General features: G+C 46.5%; 19 protein-coding genes. 15 read left to right on the forward strand and 4 right to left on the reverse strand.

The annotated features are described in order from the left end of the window. Window positions 1–19: 19 nt before the first annotated feature. A complete protein-coding gene (locus tag CIK88_RS07610) occupies window positions 20–1,471 on the reverse strand; it encodes a cellulase family glycosylhydrolase (protein WP_094435587.1) in 1,452 nt (483 codons plus the stop codon). Between the two features lie 417 nt (window positions 1,472–1,888). Here CIK88_RS07610 and CIK88_RS07615 point away from each other — a divergent pair, with 417 nt between their 5' ends. From CIK88_RS07615 to CIK88_RS07630, 4 genes are all read left to right on the forward strand, one after another. After that, window positions 1,889–2,263, forward strand: a complete 375-nt coding sequence (locus CIK88_RS07615; RefSeq protein ID WP_094390588.1) for a RidA family protein — start codon at window positions 1,889–1,891, stop codon at window positions 2,261–2,263. An 8-nt stretch (window positions 2,264–2,271) separates the two neighbouring features. Beyond that, the gene (locus CIK88_RS07620; RefSeq protein ID WP_094435589.1) at window positions 2,272–3,150 is read left to right on the forward strand and encodes a helix-hairpin-helix domain-containing protein; all 879 of its coding nucleotides are present in this window, start codon (window positions 2,272–2,274) and stop codon (window positions 3,148–3,150) included. 105 nt (window positions 3,151–3,255) lie between these two features. Continuing rightward, window positions 3,256–3,945 (forward strand): polysaccharide deacetylase family protein, encoded by a 690-nt coding sequence (locus CIK88_RS07625; RefSeq protein ID WP_094435591.1) that lies wholly within the window; start codon window positions 3,256–3,258, stop codon window positions 3,943–3,945. A gap of 137 nt (window positions 3,946–4,082) precedes the next feature. Further along, window positions 4,083–4,910 carry a Fic family protein gene (locus CIK88_RS07630; protein ID WP_094435593.1) on the forward strand — a complete coding sequence of 276 codons (828 nt, stop codon included), beginning with the start codon at window positions 4,083–4,085 and terminating at the stop codon, window positions 4,908–4,910. A 195-nt stretch (window positions 4,911–5,105) separates the two neighbouring features. Here the strand turns inward: CIK88_RS07630 and CIK88_RS07635 are convergent, their stop codons facing one another. Next, window positions 5,106–6,920: a VapE domain-containing protein gene (locus CIK88_RS07635; protein ID WP_094435595.1), complete on the reverse strand. Its 1,815-nt coding sequence runs from the start codon at window positions 6,918–6,920 to the stop codon at window positions 5,106–5,108. A gap of 319 nt (window positions 6,921–7,239) precedes the next feature. Then, window positions 7,240–7,701, reverse strand: a complete 462-nt coding sequence (locus CIK88_RS07640) for a DUF6078 family protein (protein ID WP_094435597.1) — start codon at window positions 7,699–7,701, stop codon at window positions 7,240–7,242. Between the two features lie 733 nt (window positions 7,702–8,434). Between CIK88_RS07640 and CIK88_RS07645 the strand changes: the two genes are divergently transcribed. After that, window positions 8,435–9,784 (forward strand): ATP-binding protein, encoded by a 1,350-nt coding sequence (locus CIK88_RS07645; RefSeq protein ID WP_094435599.1) that lies wholly within the window; start codon window positions 8,435–8,437, stop codon window positions 9,782–9,784. On the opposite strand, the gene CIK88_RS07650 is transcribed toward CIK88_RS07645, so the two are convergent. Further along, the gene (locus CIK88_RS07650) at window positions 9,715–10,716 is read right to left on the reverse strand and encodes an alpha/beta hydrolase (protein ID WP_094435601.1); all 1,002 of its coding nucleotides are present in this window, start codon (window positions 10,714–10,716) and stop codon (window positions 9,715–9,717) included. The two genes, CIK88_RS07645 and CIK88_RS07650, sit on opposite strands and share 70 nt — an antisense overlap. Window positions 10,717–10,990: 274 nt before the next feature. Here CIK88_RS07650 and CIK88_RS07655 point away from each other — a divergent pair, with 274 nt between their 5' ends. The 10 genes from CIK88_RS07655 to CIK88_RS07700 all read left to right on the forward strand — a co-directional run bounded on the left by CIK88_RS07655 (window position 10,991) and on the right by CIK88_RS07700 (window position 25,214). Then, a complete protein-coding gene (locus tag CIK88_RS07655) occupies window positions 10,991–12,994 on the forward strand; it encodes a glycoside hydrolase family 2 protein (RefSeq protein ID WP_094435603.1) in 2,004 nt (667 codons plus the stop codon). A 21-nt stretch (window positions 12,995–13,015) separates the two neighbouring features. Then, on the forward strand, window positions 13,016–15,007 hold the full coding sequence (locus CIK88_RS07660) for a transglutaminase domain-containing protein (RefSeq protein ID WP_094435605.1): 1,992 nt from the start codon (window positions 13,016–13,018) through the stop codon (window positions 15,005–15,007). 45 nt (window positions 15,008–15,052) lie between these two features. Then, window positions 15,053–15,772 carry a copper homeostasis protein CutC gene (locus CIK88_RS07665; protein WP_158214662.1) on the forward strand — a complete coding sequence of 240 codons (720 nt, stop codon included), beginning with the start codon at window positions 15,053–15,055 and terminating at the stop codon, window positions 15,770–15,772. 399 nt (window positions 15,773–16,171) lie between these two features. Further along, window positions 16,172–17,377 (forward strand): BamA/TamA family outer membrane protein, encoded by a 1,206-nt coding sequence (locus CIK88_RS07670; RefSeq protein ID WP_094435609.1) that lies wholly within the window; start codon window positions 16,172–16,174, stop codon window positions 17,375–17,377. Then, window positions 17,377–19,062, forward strand: a complete 1,686-nt coding sequence (locus CIK88_RS07675) for a phosphoethanolamine transferase (protein ID WP_094435611.1) — start codon at window positions 17,377–17,379, stop codon at window positions 19,060–19,062. Before CIK88_RS07670 ends, CIK88_RS07675 begins: the two co-directional genes overlap by 1 nt. Beyond that, entirely contained in the window at window positions 19,059–20,033 is a 975-nt protein-coding gene (locus tag CIK88_RS07680) for a PCMD domain-containing protein (protein ID WP_094435613.1), read from the forward strand. The genes CIK88_RS07675 and CIK88_RS07680 overlap by 4 nt, the downstream gene beginning before the upstream one ends. Before the next feature lie 443 nt (window positions 20,034–20,476). Beyond that, a complete protein-coding gene (locus CIK88_RS07685) occupies window positions 20,477–22,606 on the forward strand; it encodes a pectinesterase family protein (RefSeq protein ID WP_094435615.1) in 2,130 nt (709 codons plus the stop codon). Window positions 22,607–22,846: 240 nt separating this feature from the next. After that, entirely contained in the window at window positions 22,847–23,956 is a 1,110-nt protein-coding gene (locus CIK88_RS07690; RefSeq protein WP_094435617.1) for a nucleotidyltransferase family protein, read from the forward strand. Continuing rightward, entirely contained in the window at window positions 23,953–24,798 is an 846-nt protein-coding gene (locus tag CIK88_RS07695) for a hypothetical protein (RefSeq protein WP_094390602.1), read from the forward strand. The genes CIK88_RS07690 and CIK88_RS07695 overlap by 4 nt, the downstream gene beginning before the upstream one ends. Then, entirely contained in the window at window positions 24,795–25,214 is a 420-nt protein-coding gene (locus CIK88_RS07700) for a S24/S26 family peptidase (protein ID WP_094435619.1), read from the forward strand. The genes CIK88_RS07695 and CIK88_RS07700 overlap by 4 nt, the downstream gene beginning before the upstream one ends. Window positions 25,215–25,218 lie beyond the last annotated feature (4 nt).

The raw sequence follows: 25,218 nt of genomic DNA on the forward strand, positions 1-25,218 counted from the left end.
TCACAGAGTAACAAATACTTTATTTAGACGATAACACCTTGCGATTGCGCATAGTTCCATCCTTTAACACTTGTTTAATGATATAAACACCCTTTTGCGGTTTTTCCACCCGTTCACCTCTTATATTATAATAATAGGTGTGAGCCACTTCCTGTGAAGAAGCCACCGAACCGATGCCCGAAGCGTTTTGTTGTTTCTCCCACCATTCTTTATACCATTGGAAGCAGGCATAGGCACAGCACTCCTCAAAGAGATTATACTTTTTGGCATTCTGGAACGCTGGTCGCACAGTGCCATTGGCGAGATATTCATCAATATCGAGATAGTCATGGGTATGGGTGAGTGTCATACCGATATTACCGAAGTGGTCATGCACGGCTTTCCAAGCTGCGCCCCATTTCGACGTCGAACCAGTTGCCCAACTGCCAAAGTTGGGAACGACCCATTGGTTCCACTCATTATAGTGTCCCTCCGATGTTCGTCCGGGATCTTCTGGCGACCAATCAATCTCGGTCACCATGACGGGTTTGAAATCCACTACAGGCACATCATTATGAAAATTGGTAATGAAAGTCTGTGGATTGCAGTTATTATCGGTAATGTTGCCATACCATCCAGAATAGACATGAACGGCATAACCAAAGTTATTATCACTGATAGGATACTCCTTATAGCCCACATAGTTCGACTGATAACCTGCACCAGGCACCCAGATTATTCCGGTGAATCCTGCTTGACGAATAACATCTACTACGGGTTGGAAGAAATCGTGCAAGGCATTGGGAGCGAGGAATTGTCCTTTACCATAGTCATACCCATACTTTACGCCATTAGCCGAATATACATTGACGGGTTCGTTGGCGAGTTCGATAGACACTTTACCTGCCAACGCTTTAATCTCTTCATGTTGTGCAAATTCCTGCCAAACGGTCTTCAGATAATTCTGATAACCATCACCCACCTTAATATGCTGCGGACAAACTCCTGGAGGGCGCACAATGACATAAAGTCCGTGGGCAAGCGCTTTCTTTATAAGAGGTATATAAAGCTGATTGAGGAAAGTCTTATAGCGAGCAAGCGAGAATTTAGAAATATCCGCCTCATTGGTTGCATTTCCGCTATTGGTCCAACAAGGATCCATGTGCAGACGGAACACATTGCAATAAGACCCTTGCGACTTGTCGGTAATAGCCGTGAAGATTTTCTCAAAGAAATTCAGACATGGTGGAATGTCGGCTGTGTCGTAACCGGGTTTCCACGATTGCCATCGCCATCCGTTGAAATAGCGGTTGGGGGTATCCATCACACCGTGCAGCTGAATAGCCTTACCAGTGGGATCAACCAACTGTTTGCCGCTAACCTTCAGAGCAGGCAATTCGGTTGTGGTCTGTGCCCCTGCTCTTGCAACATTTGCAAAAAGCAGGAGTATCAGCCACAGCCGAATTGATTTTGAATAGTTGAATAGTTGCATTGCTTCTTTTTTAGTTTTAGGAAACCATGTACCATGGTTTTTCCTGTTTTACATAACCCAGACTGCATTGGAGTCTAAATGGTTTGTTTAGTTTGATTGCAAAGTTACGAAGTATTTCGCACGAGTAGTTTACAGTGTGTAACATACACTTTATATAACCTATATCATGTATCAAAACCTTTTCATCATGTACCAAACAACACATTTTCCCCATATAAAGGATGGTTTTGGGCCATTTTGTGTCGTTTTATAGAGGTTTTAACACTTTCATATAAAAATACATGTAACATAGAAAAAAACACCGCCAATGATGGTTTATTGCGGAAAAAGCAGTAATTTTGGACCAGAAACAAATATCTAACCCAAACATCTCCTAATGGTCTAACGACCCTTGGGGGCTAAAACAAGAAAAAGACAATGAAACAAATCCATTCAGAACAGGCTCCAGCAGCCATCGGTCCTTACAGTCAGGCCATCGAAGTAAACGGTTTCGTATTCGCATCTGGACAGATTCCTGTAGATCCTGCCACCGGCAACTTTGTAGAAGGCGGTGTTAAGGAACAGACTCGCCAGTGCCTCACCAATGCCAAACATGTACTCGAAGCCGCAGGCACCGATTTGAGTCATGTGGTAAAAACCACTGTCTATCTCGACTCTATGGACGATTTTGCTGCTATGAACGAGGTTTATGCCGAGTTTTTTGCTCAGCCCTACCCTGCCCGTTCGGCTGTTGCCGTTGACCGTCTGCCCAAAGGGGCTTTGGTCGAAGTAGAGGTTCTGGCTGCCAAATAAGCATTGCCATGGTATATAGCGACCGCCGGGTCATTATCTCGTTGCTCATCGTGGGTATCGCCATGATGGGAATCCTTTTTGTGCTGACCGACGACAACCATACAGAATCGGTACGCGCACGTAAAGAAGCTCCTGAAAAGTCCAAGCATCGCTATTATCACACCCAAGGACAGCGGGTGGAGTCGTTTGTGTTTGATCCAAATACAGCCGACTCTACCCAACTGCTCCGTTTGGGACTGCGCCCATGGCAGGTGCGCAACATTTATAAATACAGGTCGAAAGGTGGCATCTATCGCACTAAAGCCGATTTTGCTCGCCTTTACGGACTGACCGTCAAGGATTACCGCCGACTGGAACCCTATATCCGCATCTCGGCAGACTATCAGTCGGCAGCATCACTGGTTGCCGACGACCGTCACCCACGCGACACATCTCGTATGCGACGTGACTCGCTCTACCAGCATCGCGACACTACGAAATGGATTAAGAAGATTACCAACACCCAACGCATCGTGCTCAACACTGCCAACGAGGAAACGCTGCGTCAAGTGCCTGGCATCGGCACGTTCTATGCCAAGGAGATTATTCGCCATGGTAAATGGATTGGTGGCTATGTGGATGTCAACCAACTCGACGAGATTGAGAATTTTCCCAAACAGGCCAAACAGTATTTCGTCATCAGCAAGCCCAATCCTGCCAAACTGAAAATCAACGAGTTGTCGTTCTCTGCTTTGCGGCGTCACCCCTACATCAATTTTTATCAGGCTAAAGATATCATAGACTATCGCCGGCTCTATGGTCGGATCCACTCGCTGGCAGACTTAGAGTTTTCTGCCGCATTCAGCGAACATGATTTGAAACGCTTGGAACCCTACGTGGAGTTTTGATTTCACACCGCACGGATATGTTTTTCCTACATTCTATTGTGCGATTCATTTTTTTATAGTACCTTTGCCAGTGCGGAACATCCGCCTAACCTATACATAAAAGAAATGAAAAAACTAACATTACTATTGTTTATGGCTATACAGACCATGACTCTACTCGCTCAGGAAAAACTGGTGGCCCTCAGTTTTGACGATGGTCCCAACACCACCACTACTGTCCACATGCTCGATGTATTGAAGAAACATGGTGTCAAGGCATCTTTCTTCGTCATTGGCAACAATATCACCGAAGAGAGTGCCGTAGTGATGAAACGTGCCCACGACGAGGGCCACGAGATTGAGAACCATAGTCTTACCCACAGTCCAATGTCGCAACTCACGCCCGACTCTATCCGCAAAGAAATCAAGACAACCTCGGCTTTGGTTGAGAAATATGTGGGTGAGGCGCCTGTATTCTTCCGTCCACCATATATCAATGTCAACCAGACACTATATGATAATGTCGATTTGGGATTCATCTGTGGTGAAGGTTGTGAAGACTGGCTCGACCATGTCACTGCCGAACAGCGTGTAGAGCGCCTGACAGCTTGTGCACGTGACGGTATCATCTTCTTGCTCCACGATTTCAAGGGCAACGAACAGACTGTTGCTGCTGTCGATCAGCTCATCCCCATACTGCAAGCCAAAGGTTTCCGCTTTGTCACAGTCAGAGAACTCTTCAAGGCAAAAGGTGTTAAAGCACAGAAGAATCTGATTTACAGCGATGTTATGCATCCAGAGCATCGCATCCAGTAGTACCACACTGCTCTTCTAACCGCACCATCTATGTAGTTTCTACACTTCGTGGAAAGCCGCCATAGACGAAAAGAGTTGAAAAGATTTGCATAATTGAGGATAAATCTTTAATTTTGCCCACATAACGTGCAAAATCGATGACATTCGAACAAGAAATAGCCGAATACGAGAAGTTGCGACAACAATATCAAAACATTGTCGTCAACAAGATGGACAGAGCAGAATACCTCAATTACAATGAGATACTCTACTCTACCCATTCATGTGCCATAGAAGGCAACACTTTCTCTGTAGATGACACACGCGAACTGAAAGAAAAAGGACTGGGCATGATTCCAGCAGGCAAGAGTTTGCTTGAAGCATTCGAAATGCTTGACCATTTCGATGCATTCGAATACATCGTCCAGCATATCCAAACACCACTCAACGAGGAACTTCTGAAAGAAACCAATAGGCGAGTGACTTGCCACACCCTATCCTATAAGTCACCAGATGCTACACCTGGTGAATATACCACAACAGATATGGCAGCAGGCGACACTGTCTTTGGCAGTCACGAAAAACTTGTGGCAAAGGTTCCCGAACTTCTCGCTTCTACCGAAAAAGCTATTCTTGCTGCGCAGACTTCACAGTCTGCTGCAACATCGTCGATAGCAATACCACACCCTATGGTCATTGCTGCACGCTTTCATGGTTTCTACGAATACCTCCACCCCTTCCGCGATGGCAACGGACGAACAGGTCGCCTCATCAGCAACTACATCTTGCTACGTTTAGGCCATCCACTACTGATCATCCCAGCAGAACAGCGACAAGAGTATATCTCTGCACTACGTATGATTCGCACCGAAGCCACTGATGAGCACCTTATACTTTTCTTCTTCAAGATGGCAACGGAAAGAATGCGCAACGAACTGAAACAGAAAGAGATCAACACCAATCTATTCAGCACATTTCTCTTCTAACCGTTGCTATCAGCAAAGATGTTTCGCGTGGTCAAAGCCCTGACCGGCGTACATAAATTTAGTTTTCAAGAAATATTTGAACACCGAACACCACATTTTGCTAATACATTGACATACAACAAACTACATGGTGTTCGATGGTGTTTATAACGCATTTATCGAACACCCATCGAACACCATAGATTGATTAGTTCCTCACAGGCGTTTCACAAGATAGTCAGTGCTGTATTTGGTTCTGCGTCTTTTGAAACCAGCAATCTGTTTCAAGTGACGACCAAGTGTTTGTATATTCGCCACACTCAAGCCACTGCCGAACCGAGTTTTCAGTTCGGCATAGATTTTTGCTACTGACAGATACTCACCCTCCATCTCATTGGCTGCCGGTGAGAAACATGCTGCGAAACACTGTTCAACAGGGATGATGGTGGTAAACCGCTCGTTGTTTTCCATGACCAGTTTAGTTTGTTCCTCGTCAAACCATGTTTTCTCACCATTTTCTATTGCCTCAACTGCCTGTGCATAAAGTTGTTCGTGGTTGGGACGACAATCCACACGTATAGGAGCAGTCAACTCGATAGCCATAAAACGGCGATTGCCTGACGGATCTGCCAAGATATCGTCCATATTGCTGGTGGCAATAAACGAGGCGAGACGCGGAAATTCCTCAACATGAGTGCCATAAGCGCGTTTGATCTTGATATTAGACAACTGGATGAGGTTTTTCAGAAAACCCTGTTGCACCTTGGGCGATATCTGGTTGAACTCGTCGAGATTGATCAGCAGAAACTGCGACATAGCCTGCAACACCTGGCGTTTCTCGTTGAGTAAAAGATTGTCGTTATAGCCCCATTGCAGTTCGGGCGGTAGCAAACTGCGACAAAACGTACTCTTATGGTAACCCTGTGGCGAAATGAGCAGAGGCACCATACTGTTGCCATATCGTCGGTTATACTGTCCTCGCCATTGGTTGACCATGGCGAGAAACCAGATGCGAAACCATGTTTCCCAGTGTGGATTGGCGGTTGGCACGGTTCGTGCCAATGCTCCGATATGGTCTTGTCCGTCCCATTTTCCATGCAGTCGGTAGAGATAATGGTCCATAGGATTGTATTTGCGTATGATATCCGACTCAAGATAATTTCTCACATCTTTATAGGAGACATTGATTCCTGCCAGAAGGAGTTCGACCGCCATGCGTTTTTTCACGCGTTCATCGAGTGGTTGGAAGTCGTAATACGCTTTCTGCCGATTCAGATACTCGGTATATTTCATCAGATCATTATAGCGAAAGTCGTAGTGACTGTCAAAATAGGCAATCATACGCTTAATCTCCGAAAGCGGATTTTCCGTTGCATCATCGACTTTCACAGGCGATGGCATATCCAACATATCAGATTGACAATCTACCTCATAGCGATTCACGCAAAGCGGTATCGCCTGAGGATTGTAATATGGATGGGCATCGAGAGTGTTGAGGAAATTATCATACAAAGTAGATACTTCCTTCGTCCCTTTTCCTTCAATCAGCGTGAGATAGAGCGGTCGGATGCGTGCTGCTGCCTGACGGTAGAGGTGTTTTGCCACTTCTTCATCAGTAGGCAACATGCCATTTTCATCGGCATAGCGCACCAACACCACGATGCCCTTAGCATCGGCAGCGGTCACCACAAGGTAGGTAGAGGGCAGAAAAGCGGCATTTGTCTTGGCTTTTTCGAGTGATTCTTTCCCTATAATGTCATCAAAATACAACATAAGAATACCATTGTTACGGGTCATCATAAGGTTGCCGTTGCTGTCTTTTGTAAATTCAGCAGCAGGGAACACATGGCGCCAAGTGGGGATGGCATGATGAAAGTCGTAGCCCAAAATACTGTCGGCAACCTCTTCTCGAAATTTTCCCACAGTCTGTTGCGCATCATCATGTGCAATTTGCTCCATCCATTTCACGATGTCAACGGTTCTCAAGGTCTGTCTGTTTTTTGTGTTTCGTCTTGTAATTGTGAATTTCATAGTGTTTATATTTATTTGTTGTTCAATAACTTATGTTTATTTCCCCATACAGGTGCCCGTATCTTTCATGGCTATCCAACATTTTCAGCCCATTGCCACATACCTGACAAAAGTATTATCAAACGTTGGATAAAGGTATTATCAAACGTTAGATAAAAGTATTGTCAAACGTTGGATAAAGGTATTGTCAAACGTTGGATAAAAGTATTGTCAAACGTTAGAAAGATGTTCTTTCAACGTTGGAAAGATGTTTTTTCAACGTTGGAAACGACTCATATCAAACGTTGGGCAAAGACTTATACGCCTGCATGGTTGACACTTATTCAATAGGCTGATCTGTCAGCATGTATTCATCTTCATAATGGTCGAATGTCACATAAGTACACCCATTGTCTTTAAGCATACCAGCAATCGCTTGCTGTTGTTCGGAAGACAAATGTTTTTCTCCTCGGTTATAACGATAGAAGGTGGTAATACTGCCCAAATAATTGATCAACTGTTGACGCACTTCGCCAATTTTGCCATACTCCACTTGCTTCAACATATTGTTCATTCCCCATGCTGTTTTCACCATTTTCAATTGCACGAAATAATGACAATCTCCATTATTGATGGCATCGGGATAGATGGCAAGTCCTTGGTGGAGATCAGCATCTTTGTACTGCATAGAGATTTGTCGAAAACATTGTGAGGCAAGCGGGCATTGGGTATTGAAACAAAAAGCCCATTGGTCAGTAATCAATCGTTTGACAGTCTGTGTTTCGATAGGTTGTGTTTTCATAAGCTGTTAATTATTAAGTTATTAAATTTAAAAATGTGTTTCTCTTTATCTGGTTCATGCCCGTTATGCTGATAGGGCGTGGTGTGTTTTTCCGCCTACAAAGATAATAAATTTGATAAGCGAATGCAAGAGTTTTCCAATATTTTTTTTCGGCTTTGTTTTTTCGCCATCGTCCGAATCCATCATTTTTTTCAAACAAAACAGGACGTCGAGGATCTCTCCCTAAATCTGATTTTGGTGGTCGATGTGTGGTCGAAAATCACAGTTTCCGCCATTCGACCACACAGGGCATTTCATTCTCCTTCAATGTTTTAGCCCTGTCTGGTGGTCGAGTGGTAACAAAAGTGCGACATCGCGTGTGCGCATGCACGCGATGTCTCCTATTTCATAGAAAACGCATCCTTTGCTTTTTTTCTCCAAATATATAGCTTTTGCAGCATACTAAGAAAACAAGCAGCTATTACGCATCAGGCTGTATGGCAGAAACATGCCGAATAGCATGTTGTCAACGCTTAGGAATTTTGTGATTTTACAGTCTAAAAACTATGGAATTTTGTGACTTTACAGCCTAAAAGCCAAGGAATTTTGTGATTTTATAGCCTAAAAACCATGGAATTTTGTGAGAAATAAACCAAAAAACTATGGAATTTTGTGATTTTATAGCCAAAACGCTTGGGAATTTTGTGAAAAACAAGTATCTTTGCAAACAAAATAGAACCAAAAAGTATTGATTATGAAGCTTTTGCAAAGAAAGATTGACAGCATTCTAAAAGAATGGAAGAAAAACGAGAACAGACTTCCTCTTATCGTCAAAGGTGCACGACAAGTGGGAAAGACAGCTTCTATCTTGCAATTTGCCCATAGCAACTACAAAAATGTGGTAGCCATCAACTTCGTATTGCAACCCAAATACAAAGCAATATTCGAAGAAGGTTACGAGGTGGATGACATCATCAGAAATCTAACACTTATCGATCCTTCTCTGAAGATTGAACCTACAAACACTCTTATCTTCTTTGATGAAATGCAAGACTGCCCAGCCTGCGCCACCAGTCTGAAAGCCTTTAAGATAGACGGCAGATATGATGTTATCTGCTCTGGCTCGCTGATGGGCATCAACTATCAGGAAATAGAATCAAATAGTGTAGGATATAAAGAAGATTACACCATGCATTCCATGGATTTCGAAGAGTTTTTGTGGGCAAAAGGTTATGACTCCTCTTTTATAAATAGTCTATACGACAAAATGACTACCGTCACTCCACTTACTCGTATAGAGATGGATATTCTGGAGAAGATATTCCGTGAATACATGACCATTGGCGGCATGCCTGCTGTGGTCAACCAGTTTGTCTCTAACAAAAACTTCAGTGGTACACTCAAAATGCAGCAACAACTTCTGCTCGACTACGAAGAAGACATTACCAAATATGCACACGGACTCGACAAAGGCAGAATCAAGAATGTCTATGACCACATCACCGTATTCCTTGGACAAGACAATAAGAAATTCCAAATAAGTAAAATTGCCCGTGGAGCGAGAAACAGAGAATATGTGGGAACCATTGAATGGTTGCGCAATGCCGGTATCATCAACGTATGCTATTGTTTGTCACAACTTACCCTTCCACTAAAAGGCAATTATGATCCCAAAACCTATAAACTCTATTATAAAGACACAGGATTGTTGGTTGCCTCACTCGACGAAGAATCACAAGAAGACCTAAGGACAAACAAAAACTATGGCACATACAAAGGTGCTATTTATGAAAACATCGTGAGCGATATGCTTGTCAAACAAGGATACAACCTGTATTTCTATCGCAATGAGAAATCCACTATTGAGATGGACTTCTTTATCCGCGATGCCAAATCACTCATCCCCGTAGAGGTTAAAGCCACTGACAATGCTACTAAATCACTGTCAAAACTAACAGCGCAAGATGGAAAATATCCCGACATCCGTTACGGCATCAAGCTCTGCAACAAGAACATAGGATTCAATGGGAAATTCTATACGTTTCCATACTTTCTCACCTTCTTGCTCAAAAGATTGCTGAGCACGAACTCCCTCACACGCTGAGTATATTCCTGATGATGGTCACGATAGGCGTGCGCATGGTCTGACCCTGTTGCCACATAGATGGCTTTGCGACCGTGTGTCTTTGCCTCGTAAAGGGGTTTCAGCATGCGATAAGGCACGAAGTCATCGCAGTCGCCATGGATAAAGAGCATCGGTTTCACACTCTTGCTCACCTGGTCGATCTGTCGGGCTTCGTCAAACGACCAGCCATAACGTGCCTCGCAGAGCCACGACGTGGTAGTCATCAACGGAAAGGCGGGCAGTCCAAACTGGTCTTTCAGCTGTGCAGCAAACTCATCCTTCACCGAGCTGTAGCCACAGTCTTCCACGAAACACTCCACTCTATCGGGTGTTTGCTCTCCAGATAGCGCCATCACCGTGGCGGCACCCATCGAAATGCCATGAATCACCTGACGCGTTGACTGCCCGTCAGCAAAGATGCCATCAGCCACTTCCGACCATCGCAACACATCCCAACGGTCGTTCCACCCCATCTGTATATGGTCGCCCTCACTTTCGCCGTGGGCATAGAGGTCGGGCAATAGCACATTGAATCCCAGATCGTGATTGTAGAGATAGGCAATATGGAGCATACCCTCTGCCCTCACCTTATAGCCATGCACCACCACCGCCGTGCGGTTGGTGCGTTTCGGCGCATAGAGGTAGATGGCATGGGCACGATAGCCCGATGGCATCGTGACAAAGGTATCTTTCACACAGTGGTTCTGATAGACAGAGTCCATCCAGTGTGTCGTCCACGGACATTCGTCTTTGATGCGGTCTTGCCAATGTTCGGCACTGTTACGCTCTTGTTGTGGATAGCCCAACGAATAGTCGATCATATAACTGCTGGCTCCTGCCAGTATCAATGCCACCAGTATCAAAACAATGGCAACCGAGGCTTGGAAGCGTCTTTTCTTTCTCTTTATCATTGCGTTACAATCTTTATTATCTTTGCTTTTTCATTGGCGAAGATACAACATTTCATGCAAACCTGTATCATCCTCACTCATATTTTATAATATCTTCACAACCGCAAGAGTCTTTCCACCATCTCTTGTCATCGGAATTATTCGTTTCTTATCATCAATAACCAAAAACACCTAAACGATAAAGAAACAAACACGAATGCTTGGTATTCACAGACAAATAGTGTAACTTTGCATAAGACTATTACTATTCCCAACAATAACATACCACACTAACATGAAAAAAGTATTATTCCTATTGTTTCTAATTGGAACAACTTTCACTGTATCTATATCAGCTTCTGTCAATATACCATTAAACGATGGATGGCTTTTCAACCGTGGCTTTCAAGCTTCTTCTGGAATGACAAAAGTAAACCTGCCACATACATGGAATGCAGAGGACGGAATGTTTGGCAACACCGATTACTATCGCGGACTGTGTAACTACACCCGTAAACTGCAACTTCCTATCCAATACCAAGGGAAACGCATATTTCTGAAAGTCGGTGCTGCACAAACAGTGGCTGATGTCTTTGTGGATCATCATTTTGTAACACAACACAAAGGCGGATATACGGCATTTGTGGCTGAGTTGACCGACTTGATCAAACCAGGAAAGGAGAGTACATTGGAGATTCGTGTCAATAATGCGCCAACTATGGATATTGCACCTATATGTGGTGACTTCAATATCTTTGGCGGTCTATACCGTGGTGTAGAACTGATAGTGACCGATGATGTTTGTATTGCACCTGACTATTATGCAAGTTCTGGTGTGTTTTTCACTCAAACAGAGGTAACAGAAAAGAAAGCCGCATTGAAGATAGAAACGCTACTTTCTTCAAAAGAAACATCACTGGATGGTTGCGAAGTGGAATTTCAGTTATACGACAGGGGGAAACAACTTCGTCGCTTGGTCTGCAACGAAATATCGGAAGGGAACAAGGTGGTAATGACCACTACAATAGACAATCCTCACTTGTGGAATGGAGTGAAAGATCCGTTTCTGTATCAGGCTGTTGTCATATTGCGAAAGAATGGACGAGAAATAGACAGGAGGCAGGAGGCAATAGGATTCCGCTATTATCACGCAGATGCAGATAAAGGATTCTTTCTGAATGGAAAGCCATATCGACTCAATGGGGTTAACATGCATCAAGACAGGGCAGAAATTGCCACAGCACTCCGTCAGTACAACCATGACGAGGACTTGGATATCGTTCAGGAGATGGGATGCAATGCTATCAGACTCAGTCATTACCCCCAATCCAAATACCTACACCAACAAATGGATCGTCGCGGACTGGTAGCATGGGCTGAAATTCCTTTCGTCAATGTATATGTCACAAACCCCAACTATGACGAGAACCTACGTCAGCAGTTAAAAGAACTGATACTACAAAACTACAATCACCCCTGTATCTTGTTTTGGGGACTCTTCAACGAAATCAACTCTGGATGGTTAGACCGCCCTTCTAAAATGGCAAAAGACCTCCATGACTTGGCACATCAATTAGACCCTTCACGCCCAACAATGGGGGCAAGCAATCAAGATGATGATTTCAACGGCACACCCGATTTGATTGCATTCAACAAATATTTCGGATGGTATGACGACAAAATGGGAGAAATTGGCAACTGGGCTGACAACGAGCACCGCAAACACCCAGAAAGGAAAATGGGTATCAGCGAATATGGAGCAGGCGCATGCGTATTCCAACAAACAGATTCATTAATTCACCCAGACCCATTAGGACAATGGCATCCTGAAAACTGGCAAACCTATTACCACATCAGGAATTGGACTGAACTACAGAAACGCCCATACCTCTGGTGCAACTTTATTTGGTGTATGTTCGACTTTGCTTCTGCTGGTCGTAGAGAAGGCACCATTCCTGGTCGCAACGACAAGGGACTGGTAACTTACGACAGGCGCACAAAGAAGGACGCTTATTATTTCTACAAAGCCAACTGGAACAAAGACGATCAATTTGTGTACATTGCAGGAAAGAGAAATACACTAAGAAGCTGTAAAACCACTATTATACTGGCATTTAGCAATAGCGGCCCTGCCAGCTTGTATATCAATGGAAAGTCTTACGGACAGGCATTTCCTGACAACGTTAATGTGTTACAATGGAAGAATGTTACACTGGACACTGGTGTAAACACTATCGAAGTTAAAAACAAACACAGTAAAGACACATGTACATGGGTATTGTCTGACACCATTGACTAATATCACTTCACAACGAAAACGATGAAACACCTACTGATTACTACAGTGGCACTGATGACATTGGGAACTAACGCAATGGCACAAACTGAAAACGAATGCCTTGACTTCCTCTATCAGCACATGCCCACACCCGACAGCGTGGATTACCCCAAATCTTATTGGCGCAACCAAGTGCGACTCGCACTGAAAGCCAGAAAGACCATGCCATGGGGACACACCGTACCCCTATGGGAATTTCAAAACTTCGTACTGCCCGTGCGTGTCAACAACGAAGCACTCGATGAAGCACGTGCCACCATTTATAAAGAACTGATGCCACGACTGAAAGGAATGACTATGGAGGAGGCGGCACTCGAAGTCAACCACTGGTGTCACGAGAAAGTAAGCTACCGACCAAGCGACGGCAGAACCGCTGCACCACTGGCTACCATGCGCAACAGCATAGGGCGCTGTGGCGAAGAGAGCACCTTCACTGTGTCTGCCATGCGTAGCGTGGGCATCCCTGCACGACAAGTATATTGCCCACGATGGGCACACACCGACGACAACCATGCATGGGTTGAGGTGTGGATTGACGGTAAATGGCGATTCTTGGGAGCATGCGAACCTGAAGCCACGCTCGACAAAGGATGGTTCAACTGGGCTGCAAGTCGGGCCATGCTGGTAAGGGCATTCGACTATGAAGGCAACAGCATCTCTACCACCACGACATACGCTCCAGTCAAGACTCTCAACGTGAAAGTGGTGGACGAGAACGGAACGCCCATCAAGAATGCCACCGTAGATTTCAGACTCTACAACTATTCGGAGTTTTATCCCTTGCATACTGCAAAAACAGATGCAGAAGGATGCGCTGCGTTTCTAACCGGATACGGCGATCTGCAGGTATGGGTGAGCACTGGCGATAGATACGGAGCTATGAAGGCTGATGCCTACACCACAACCATGACCATCACCCCCAATCGCAAAACAGGATGCGAATGGACTGAGCAATACGACTGGCATGTGCCGACAACTGTACTTCAAGAACCTGACCGCAGCATTGTAGATACAGTCAGCGCAAATGGAAGACGACTGATGCGCGAAGACAGCATACGCGCTGCCTATCAGCAACATACTTTCTACAAAGGACAAGACGAGACGCTTCGCAAAGCGCGTAGCAACTGGAAGGTAATAGAACGATTCATCAAGGAGAACCACCCCCATACGGCTCTCGTGCTGAAAGGCCTCAACGAGAAAGATCTAAGCGACGTGACGATTGATGTGTTGCACGATGCCTGCCTCATGAACGAAGAGGCTCTAAAATGTGGCGGTGTGCGCATCTCTACCGAACACCTCCGTCCCTTTGTGGCTTTCCTGCAAAAACAACTGCCGAAGATGACCGCTAAGGAATGGATCAACTGGGTGGAACAAAACATTGCTGTAGATAACAGCAAAAATCCAAAACAGCTCTATACCTCAGTGGTGGGTATCTATAACAGCAGACGATGCAACGACCGAAGCCGCGAACTCTTTACCGTTGCAGGCGCTCGGGCATTGGGCATGAAAGCGGAACTCGACCCACTGGGCAAAGCAATGGTGGCTGACAACAACGCTACAGCAACAAGCGGATGGCTCAGACTTGCTAACAAAGAAGAGAAAGTGGAACAGGTTGCAATGGGCACACTTCAACTGGATGTGCCGAAAGACATCATGTACTACCATGGCTACACCATTTCGAAAATGGTCAACGGACGACCCACACCACTCGACTATGCAGACGATGACCCTACCGTAACAGGCAAATTCCACGAAGGATTGATGTTGCCTGAAGGCGACTATCTACTCACCACGGGCACTCGACTGAAAGGCGGCGATGTGCTTACCCATAGCACCATGTTCTCGTTGAAGGCAGGAGAGACCAAGAAGGTGAACGTACTCTTCCGCACCAGTCAACACAGTGTGAAGGGCGACTTACAACTCGACGACAGCGAAATCAACTCAAATGCCACTTCCCATCAGAGTGCACAATAACGCTGGGGTCTATTCATGAGCATTCACTATTCATTCAATAAAAATATGATATTAGAACTTTGCTGTGAAAACATCGAGAGCGTAGAGGCTGCTGTCCTTGGCGGTGGCAATCGTATAGAACTGTGTCGCAATTTGGAAGTAGGCGGACTGACTCCCGATCGCGAACTGACCCGTCAGGCAGTAAAATGCTGTCATGAAGGCGGTTTGAGTGTGCAGGTATTGATTCGTTCACGTGGCGGTGATTTCGTCTATACCGATGACGAAGTGGAACAGATGGCAGAAGACATACGCATGGCTATCATCGACGAAAAGGCTGACGGTATCGTGATTGGAGCACTCACCAAAGAGGGTGACATCGACTTGGAGGCTTGTCGCAAATGGATGGACATGGTGCGCCAACCAGACGGCACCTTCTCTTGCGAAGTGACCTTCCATCGTGCTTTCGACAGATGCCGTAACCCGATGGAGGCTATCGAACAGATTGCTGCCATGGGATGCGTTCGTATGCTCACATCGGGTCAGCAACCCACAGCGGAAGAAGGTATTCCCCTACTCCGTCAACTCGTAGAGAAAGCCAAAGAACTGTCTGTGAAATATGGTCATCCGTTCAACATCCTATGTGGTTCAGGTGTTACAGAAGTGAGTGCACCCATCATCCTGCAAGCCACAGGAGCTACAGAGATTCATGGTTCACTGCGCACTGGACGTGCCACAGATGTGGAAAAGGTTAAAAAGGTGATGGCATATATGGCTGAGCAAGGCTAACCGCTCATCACTACCCATCATTCTGATAATAAATAGGAGGGAATCTCACATACCGAATTTATCATGACTTTATGGTTGTTTGTCAAATATATACACTATATTTGCAACATCTCTGTGGGTTCTGCATGGTAACCACAATCCTTCATTATCATACTATTATAGTGGCAGACCAACAGGGTCTGCCACTATTTGTCTAATCCTAATCGGTCAATAGAGTTTGGTACGCGTAATGGCGAAACATCATTCGACTTTACGCTATTCTTGTTCTAAAAGGATGTTTTTAGAAAAGAAAAGCAGAGGATTGTGACAGATATGAAAAGAAAACGCTATATTTGCAGTCAGCTTTCTGCCGATTGCACAAAGGATCTGCAATACGGCAAAATGATATAAGACATACTGATGAAAAGAACAAAAAGACATAGTTTCCAACAGCTATTTGTTTTCCTGTTGACGCTCTGCATGGCGATGACTACAATGCAAACGACAGCACAAAACACAGATACTGACGCTGCCACCGTCCTACAAAACGACAGCAACACAATACGGAAGAAAGGACTGGTGGACAAACTGATGCAATATCTGGCAGAGAGCGACAAACCAGACCCTAACAAGAAGATTGACTTCGGCATCATCGGCGGACCACACTACAATAACGAGACAGGACTGGGACTTGGCATTGTAGCTTCTGCCACCTATAGTGCCGACCGCAGCGACTCGCTGTTGGAACGGTCCAACGCTTCACTCTACGGCGACATCACTACCAAAGCCTTTATGATGGTGGGACTTTCCGGCAACCACTTCTTCCCCAAACGCCACTTCCGACTGGACTATACCTTATATGCCTATACCTTCCCGTCGTATCTCTGGGGATTGAGTTATCCACAGAGCGACAACGATGACAACAAAAGCAAATACAATCACGACAAACTGGAAGTGATGACACGACTGTTGGCACGCCTGAACCGATATTCGTATGTAGGTCCTATCGTGCGCTACCAATTGGTGCATGCCTATAAACTGAAAGACCGCGCACCACAACTGCTTGAAGGTCAACCCATGACGGTCAACGACATCGGTGTGGGATTGAGTTATACTTTAGACTCTCGAGACTTTATCCTCAACGCCTCCAAAGGTTGGTTCTTACAACTCGACCTCATGACATCGCCCACTATGTTGGGCAATAAGCACACCTACTATTCGGCAGAACTGCAACTTGCCACCTACCGCAAAGCATGGCGTGGCGCCATCATAGCAGCAGAAATACACACCCGACAGACAACAGGTGAGGTGCCTTGGTCATCGCTCTCTAAAGTAGGATCAAGCAGTAGAATGCGTGGCTACTACGAAGGACGCTACCGCGACAAAAACGTGATAGATGCACAGATAGAACTGCGACAACATGTATGGCATCGCAACGGCATCGTCGTATGGTTGGGTGCCGCAGAGGTATTCCCTCGTTACAGTGAGATGCGCCTGAACCGCATCTTACCCAATGCAGGTATAGGCTACCGCTGGCAGTTCAAGAAGGGAGTCAACGTGCGACTGGACTATGGCTTCAGTCGTAACGGCACAGGATTCATATTCAATATCAACGAGGCATTCTGATGATGAAACAAAAGACTATCAACAAACTGTTTTACTTCTTCCTCACAGTACTCATCCTGCCCAACATCATACAGATCTATACCGAAGGACTTGGACTGTGGGGCAACATGGTGAATATCATCGCACCAATAGCCTTCTATATACTGGCACTAACCGTGGGACGACGTATAGGTCGCACGGTCATACTCCTCTTTCCCATCCTATTCCTGGGTGCCTTCCAACTGGTACTGACCTATCTTTATGGTCGTGGTCCTATTGCTGTGGATATGTGGCTCAACCTCGTCACTACCAATGGAGACGAGGTGGGCGAACTTCTCTCACAACTTTTGCCTGCCATCGGTTGGGTGGTCATCATCTATGTACCTACCATCATCCTCGCCATCACGCTATGGACGAAGAAAAGGGATTTAGACCATACATTCGTGAAACACTGGAGAAAGAGTGGATTCATCATGGCTGTGGCGGCTATTCTACTGACCACAACGGTGACAATCTCCACAGACTTTATACCTACCAACAGCATTTTCCCACTGAATGCCTGCTACAATTGCACCTTAGCATTCGGTCGAGAGAAGGCATCGGCAGAATACCATAAGACTTCTGACCATTTCACTTTCAATGCCAAGAGTACGATAGACCCGACAGATACTACACGCCAAACGATTGTCTGTGTGGTGGGTGAAACAAGCAGATCCGACAACTGGCAACTCTATGGCTACCACCGCCCCACCAACCCATTGCTGACAAAACAGCAAGGACTGACGGTGTTTTCCAACTATATGAGTCAAAGCAACACGACCCATAAGAGTGTGCCGATACTGCTGTCGTTGGCATCGGCAGAGGATTTCAATATCCTGTTTCGTACCAAAGGCATCATGCAGGCTTTCCGAGAAGCAGGATGGCACACCGCATACATCTCCAACCAACAGCGCAACCACTCGTTTATTGACTTCCTCGGCGAACAGGCAGACGACTGCATCTTCCTGCACGATACAGCCAATGGAGGCAGTAAAGCCATGACAACAGATAGCGATGTGCTGACTCCACTCCGAAAACAACTGGCAAAAGACTATCACAAACTCTTTGTCGTGGTACATACTTATGGTTCACACTTCGACTATACCGACCGCTATCCGAAGTTGATGGCACACTTTCTGCCCGATTCTTACAATGGAGCAAAACCACAATACCGACAGATGATGGTAAACGCCTACGACAATTCCATACGTTTCACCGACTGGCTATTACACCGTATCATCAGATTGGCTCAACAGCGAGGAGGCGCTACTGCCATGCTCTTTACCTCAGACCACGGAGAAGACATCTTCGACGATAGCCGCAAACTATTTCTCCATGCCTCACCCTATCCGTCATTCTACCAACTGCATGTGCCGATGGTGATATGGACTTCTGAGGTTTACACCAAACAGTTTCCCGACGAGGCTGATGCGCTGCATCGCAACAGCCAGTTGCCAGCATCCAGCAACTGTGTGTTTCACACGCTGCTGACCTTGGGCCACGTGGCAACAACCTACCGCAACGATACGCTGTCGCTGGCAAGTCGGCGGTTTATGCCCCAACAGAAACGCTTCTTCCTCGACGACCACAACACGCCAAGAACCTACGAGGAATGTATGCAGGAAACGGATATAAGACTCTTGAAACTTAAACACATCATAAAATGACAAAGGCCATACTCATAAAAGCGGGCGCCATATTGGCGCTGACTTTGACCGCTACGACAGATGCTAACGGCCAGAACATTCAACCTATTAAATATGGTGATATGAACCAATGGGTGACACGCCATGTGAAAGAGAGTGCTATCATTGGTGGAAACACCAAAACCCTCTACGAGATAGCGCCTGCCAAAACGTGGAAACAGAATGCACCATACACCAACTGGGGCGGTTCGCCTTGGGGTACGTCAAACGTGATGGCGAAGGTGTCGGGCATTACCAAAACCAATGTATCGGTCTATAGAGACAGTCATCCGGGACATGGCTTTTGTGCCAAACTGGTGACACACATCGAGACGTGTAAGGTGTTGGGCATAGTCAACATCAAAGTATTAGCTGCTGGAAGCATCTTCCTCGGCGAAACTCTTGAGCCCATAACTTCGACCTCAAACCCTATGGCAAAACTCGATGCGGGTATGAAATTCACCGGAAAACCCAAAGCACTGGTGTTCGACTATCGGGTGCAACTATCGGGACACCCCAACCGCATCAAGGAAACGGGATTCAGCAAAGTGAAAACCGTGGCAGGCATCGACATGGCAGACTGCGTCTGTTTGCTACAAAAGCGATGGGAGGATGCCAAAGGCAACATCTGGGCTAAACGTGTAGGCACTATGGTGGTGCGCTTTGCCAAAACTACCAACGGATGGGTGGAGAATGCATCTTTTCCCATCCACTACGGTGACATCACCCGACAGCATTTCTACAAACCCTATATGGGACTATTGTCAGGAAATGACATAAAATGGGCAAAAAACTCAAAAGGCAAGATGATGCCTGTGAAGGAAATAGGATGGGCTACTGCCAACGAAGCACCTACCCACATGATTCTGCAGTTTGACTCCAGCCACGGTGGTGCCTATATCGGTTCGGTGGGCAATACCCTTTGGGTGGACAACGTAAGAGTGGAGTATTAAGAATACAGAAAGAAAACTTAATTTTCTTTTTGTATTCTGCTCACTTAATCGTACCTTTGACCTGTCGGTCTTAGGTACTCGCGTTCGATAATACAAAAAGAAAAAACAATTTTCTTTTTGTATTCTGCTCACTTAATCGTACCTTTGCAATAGAAAATAACTACTAAAAAGATTCAAGTTTCGCAACTGATGGAATTGATTGAAGTTAAAGAACGTTTTCGTTAAGCCAAATGAGCAGAATAAAGCTCGCTTTAATTCTGTCATGGCGAGAAAAGGTGCCATAAAATGGAAGTGATCACTCCCTACGGTCGTTCGGGAAGTTAAGAGACAATAGCCTTTTGCCGTAAGACGTAGGACATTTGTCCCTTAACTTCTCTCTAACTTCCCTAACTTCCCTTAACTTCCCCACATGCGAAAGTTCAGTAAAAAGACAAATCAACAACATGAAACAACAACTGACAAGGGTGGCAGTCTGCATCATCGCCATCCTCTTGGGATGCAACATTCAGGCTGCCAAGAAAGTATTCACACTGGGCGATTCCACTATGGCCCCCTACGACGTCAACACGACAAAAATGCGTGGATGGGGTATGTATTTCGGCAATTTCCTTACCCATGGATGGGTGAGCCTCAACTATGCAAAAGGCGGAAGAGACTCGCGTGTCGGATATAACGAGCTATGGCAGAATGCCAAGGATAGCGTGGGCTCTGGCGACTATGTGCTCATACAGTTTGGACACAACGATGAGAAGTTCAACGGCATGGACAACCAAGAACTTCAGACCTTCTATGCTGCACAGGGAAACGAGGCACAGTTGGCTACTGTAAGAAAGGACAAACGAGGCACCATCCCCCACTCCACCTATAAAGAATGGTTGAGAAAAATCATCAGAGAGGTAAAGGCAAAAGGTGCAACTCCTGTGCTTATCTCACCCGTATGCAGATGTTATTTCGGTGCTGACCACAAGATAACACGTGCCGGACAACACGATTTGGGCGATAAGTTTGATGCTTTGCACCAAGATACTATCATGGCCCAGCAACACATTGATAGCGACAACCATGATATGGACTATCCCTACCACATGAGACAGTTGGCTAAAGAGGAACATATCAGTTTTGTGGATATGACCACAGCCACCAAAAACCTCTACGAGCAATACGGCAGTTTTGACGCATGCTATGCGGCACTCTTCGACAAAGGTACTACCACCGACAAAACGCACTATAACAAAAAAGGTGCTATGGCTGCTGCACAACTCTGCGCACAACTGCTGAAAGAGCAGGGTATTTTGGCTAAACACATCACGATTCCTACAGAAGCCAAACATGCCTATGATGCTGTGGTGTCAACAACTGCCGAACTCTGCCATGCTATTGCTGTTGCCAACAGCCGCAAAGACCAACAGACGCGTTACCGCATCTTGGTAAAAAAAGGCATTTACAAAATGCCGACAGGAGCAATGAAACACTATAAGCATACGGGAAAAGACCGCACTACCGTATTGTGGGAAGGCGATCTGCCCGACCCTATCACCTATATCACCGCTGCCAACCTCTCGCTGATTGGTGAAGACCGCGACGCCACCATCATCACACAAGACATCTCCAACGATTCGAGCATGCTCTTCGAAGGTCCGTTTGGCACAGCCCACAAATACGAAACCATACGCTATAGTCCTGTTTTCCAACTGACAGACGCTGCCGTTGGCACCTATTTCCAAGACATCACCATCAAAAGTGGCATCGACGACAGACTCGGACGCAACCTCGCTGTCTATGACTGTGCCACCAACACCATCTATAAGAACACCCTGCTCTATGGCTACCAGGACACATGGACCAGTAGCAACGAGCAGGGACTCTACTACTTTGAGGGCGGTCAGGTGCGTGGACGTACCGACTATCTCTGCGGTAAAGGAGATGCCTATTTCAACCAGTTGGAACTGCTACAGATTGCCGGTGGATATACTGCAGTACCGTCGAAACCGAGAAACGTAGGTTGGGTGTTCAAAAACTGCACCATCAGCGCATCAGGCAACGACGTCGATGGCACCTACACCTTGGGGCGCCCATGGGGCAAGGCAACACCTGTTGCCGTGTTTATCGACACACGAATGAATGTGAAACCTACCACTCTGGGATGGAACGAGATGCATGACGGATGGCCTGCACGCTTTGCAGAATGGAACTCAAGAGACTGCAACGGAGTGACCATCGAAACCGCTGGACGCAAGACCATCTTTGCCAATAGCCATGAAAACAATCCCACACTGACAGAAAAAGAAGCTGATACCTACAGCAACATGAACCGTATGTTTGGCGACTGGCAACCTACCGATGATACCAAACAGGCTGCTATTCCTGTTGACATCCGCGTCAACGCCGGTGTACTGACATGGAGCAAGAGTTACGACACATGGTTGTGGGCAATCTGTAAAGATGGCAACGTGATCGATTTCACCGAACAACCCACCTATACTGCAAAGCAAGCTGGAATCTACAGCGTGCGCGCAGCCAACCCTATGGGCGGACTGAGTGCACCTTCGGCAACAGTGACCGTCACCTTGTAAGCCACAGAAAAGTCACACAGGCTGGTACCTTCATCATGCGTGGACTAACAAACGAGCAACCATTAAACAGTATAAACAATTCGTTAGGATTGGCTTTATACTGCTGACCTATGGCAACCTTCTTCAATCCCTTGCAGTTTTGGTAACAAATAAATCTCAATATGCAAAATTTCCGTGGATTTATTCTGCTGATTTCATATAAAAGTTTTATCTTTGCAGTCAATTATATGCAGATGAGAAATGAATGACACAAAGTGGACATTGATACGGCTGATGAGAATGGCTGTGGGCTGCGAACCTTATGAGCCAATGACACTCCCGGAAAGGGAGTGGAAGGAGGTTTATATACAGATATGCCAACAAACGCTCACTGGGGTGATATATTGTGTGGTAAATCGGATGAGTGGCGACGTTGGCATACCCAAACCGCTACTGATGGAATGGACCCTGAAAGCCGAAGCTATACGCAGATTCAACGCTAAGATGAACGCAGAAGCTGCAAGGCTAACGCGATGGTTTGGCGAAAGAGGACGGAAGACGGCAATACTGAAAGGACAAGCCAACGCACGACTGTATCCTCACCCCGACGAACGGCAACCCGGAGACATCGATATATGGGTGGAAGGCGGCAGGGACAGCGTCGTGAAACTGCTGGGCGACGAGGGCGTTCTGGACACAAAGGACACCGTGTCGTATCATCATGTGCACCTGAATAAAAACGCAAGCGGTATCGCGGTGGAGGTGCACTTCCGACCGTCGTCGGGTAATTACAACCCCATCACCAACCGCCGACTGCAACGGTTTCTCGAAAAGGAAATCCTGCTGTCGGAGAGTTGTCCCGAAGGCTTTGACGTGCCCACCTGCAGATTCGCCCTGATCATGCAGATGGCGCATATACAAAGGCATTTCCTCTCGGGAGGCATCGGACTGAGGCATATCGTGGATTACTATATGCTGATGAAGATTTCATCTGAGGAAGACCGGCGATTTGTAGCCTCCCAACTGTCAAGGTTCGGACTGCGGAAAACGGCAGGAGCGGTGATGTGGATGATGAGCGAACTGTTCTCAATGGAGAGCGACAGGATGATATGCCCGAAGGATGAAAGGCGTGGCAGATGTATGCTCGACGAGGCATTTAAGAGCGGAAACTTTGGGTGGTATCACGAAAACCGCCGAAAGGGATACTGGCAAACCGTAATCAGTGGCATACTGATACCGATAAGGCTGATGGGATTCTCATTCCAGGAATGTCTGTGGATTAATGTCAAGTTTGTGATCTATATCATACGCACAATACCCAAGAGGATTAAGTACAGAAGTTTATCACTAAGATATGTTCACGAAGAATGACAACAAGATATTATAGTGTGGCACGACATGTGATGGCATTGACTGCCGGGGACGACATCTTCGCATTGCTCGACAACTGCCGTCCGTTTGAGGTGACTCCGTCGGAGCCGCTGATAAGTGTCGTGATACGCGAGAATGCTCTCCTACCCGAGGCTTGGACAGAGGAATGGCGACAGGAGGAAGAGGGCGACGAGATAGCATGCGGACATTCGGGAGGAAATCCGTTGTTTGTGTTCCGCTCGCACGGGAAGATGGCCGGCTGGATGGAATGTGGCAGCGACTATCGCAGGGCGACGGTATATACGGGCGAACTGCCCAAGTTGGCTATCGACAACGCGATGATGATTGCATTTGCCCTTGCCACGGCGGAAATGGACACATTGCTGTTTCATGCGTCAGTGGTATGTCGCGGGGGAAAGGCGTATATGTTCCTCGGACCGAGCGGAACGGGCAAGAGCACTCACACCCGCTTGTGGCTCAAATATATAGAAGGCAGCCGACTGCTAAACGACGATAATCCCGTAGTGAGGATAGAGGCTGACGGGGAAGCGGAGGTGTATGGATCGCCATGGAGCGGAAAGACTCCGTGTTATGTCAACGAGCATTATCCCTTGGGTGCAATAGTGAGGCTACGTCAGGCACCTCATAACGCCATCCGACGGATGTCGCCCATCGAGGCATACGCCACCATGGCATCAAGTGTGTCGGGAAAGAGGTGGGAGAAGAACATCGCCGACGGACTGCATCGTGCACTCAACTCACTGACTGCAACGGCAAGGATGTGGCACATGGACTGTCTGCCCGACGAGGCGGCAGCGAAAATGACAAGCTCAACGATATGAACGACAACAAGATAATTGACGAGGCTGTGGCACTGATGAACGAAGGATATAGTGTGACTCTGCCTGTTTCGGGGCGCAGCATGCTGCCGTTTATCATCGGCGGCAAGGAGAGTGTCATACTCGCTCCTCCTGCAGGGCTCAAGCGCGGCATCGTGGCATTGGCATGGGTGGAGAACAGGCGATATGTGCTCCACCGCATAGAGAGGATTGAGGGCGAGAGTGTGACGCTGATGGGCGACGGAAATCTTGTCGGACGCGAACACTGCTCCATAGGCGACGTCAAGGCTATTGCCACTCATGTGGTGGACAGAAATCAAAAGCGTCATTATCTATACACCCGATGGCGCAAGACGGCATCCGAAATATGGTGGGCGCTATTGCCCTTAAGACGATATATATTGAAATTAAACATTTAGAAGA

Origin of the sequence: Prevotella sp. P5-50 (assembly GCF_002251295.1) — a bacterium.
GTDB lineage: Bacteria > Bacteroidota > Bacteroidia > Bacteroidales > Bacteroidaceae > Prevotella.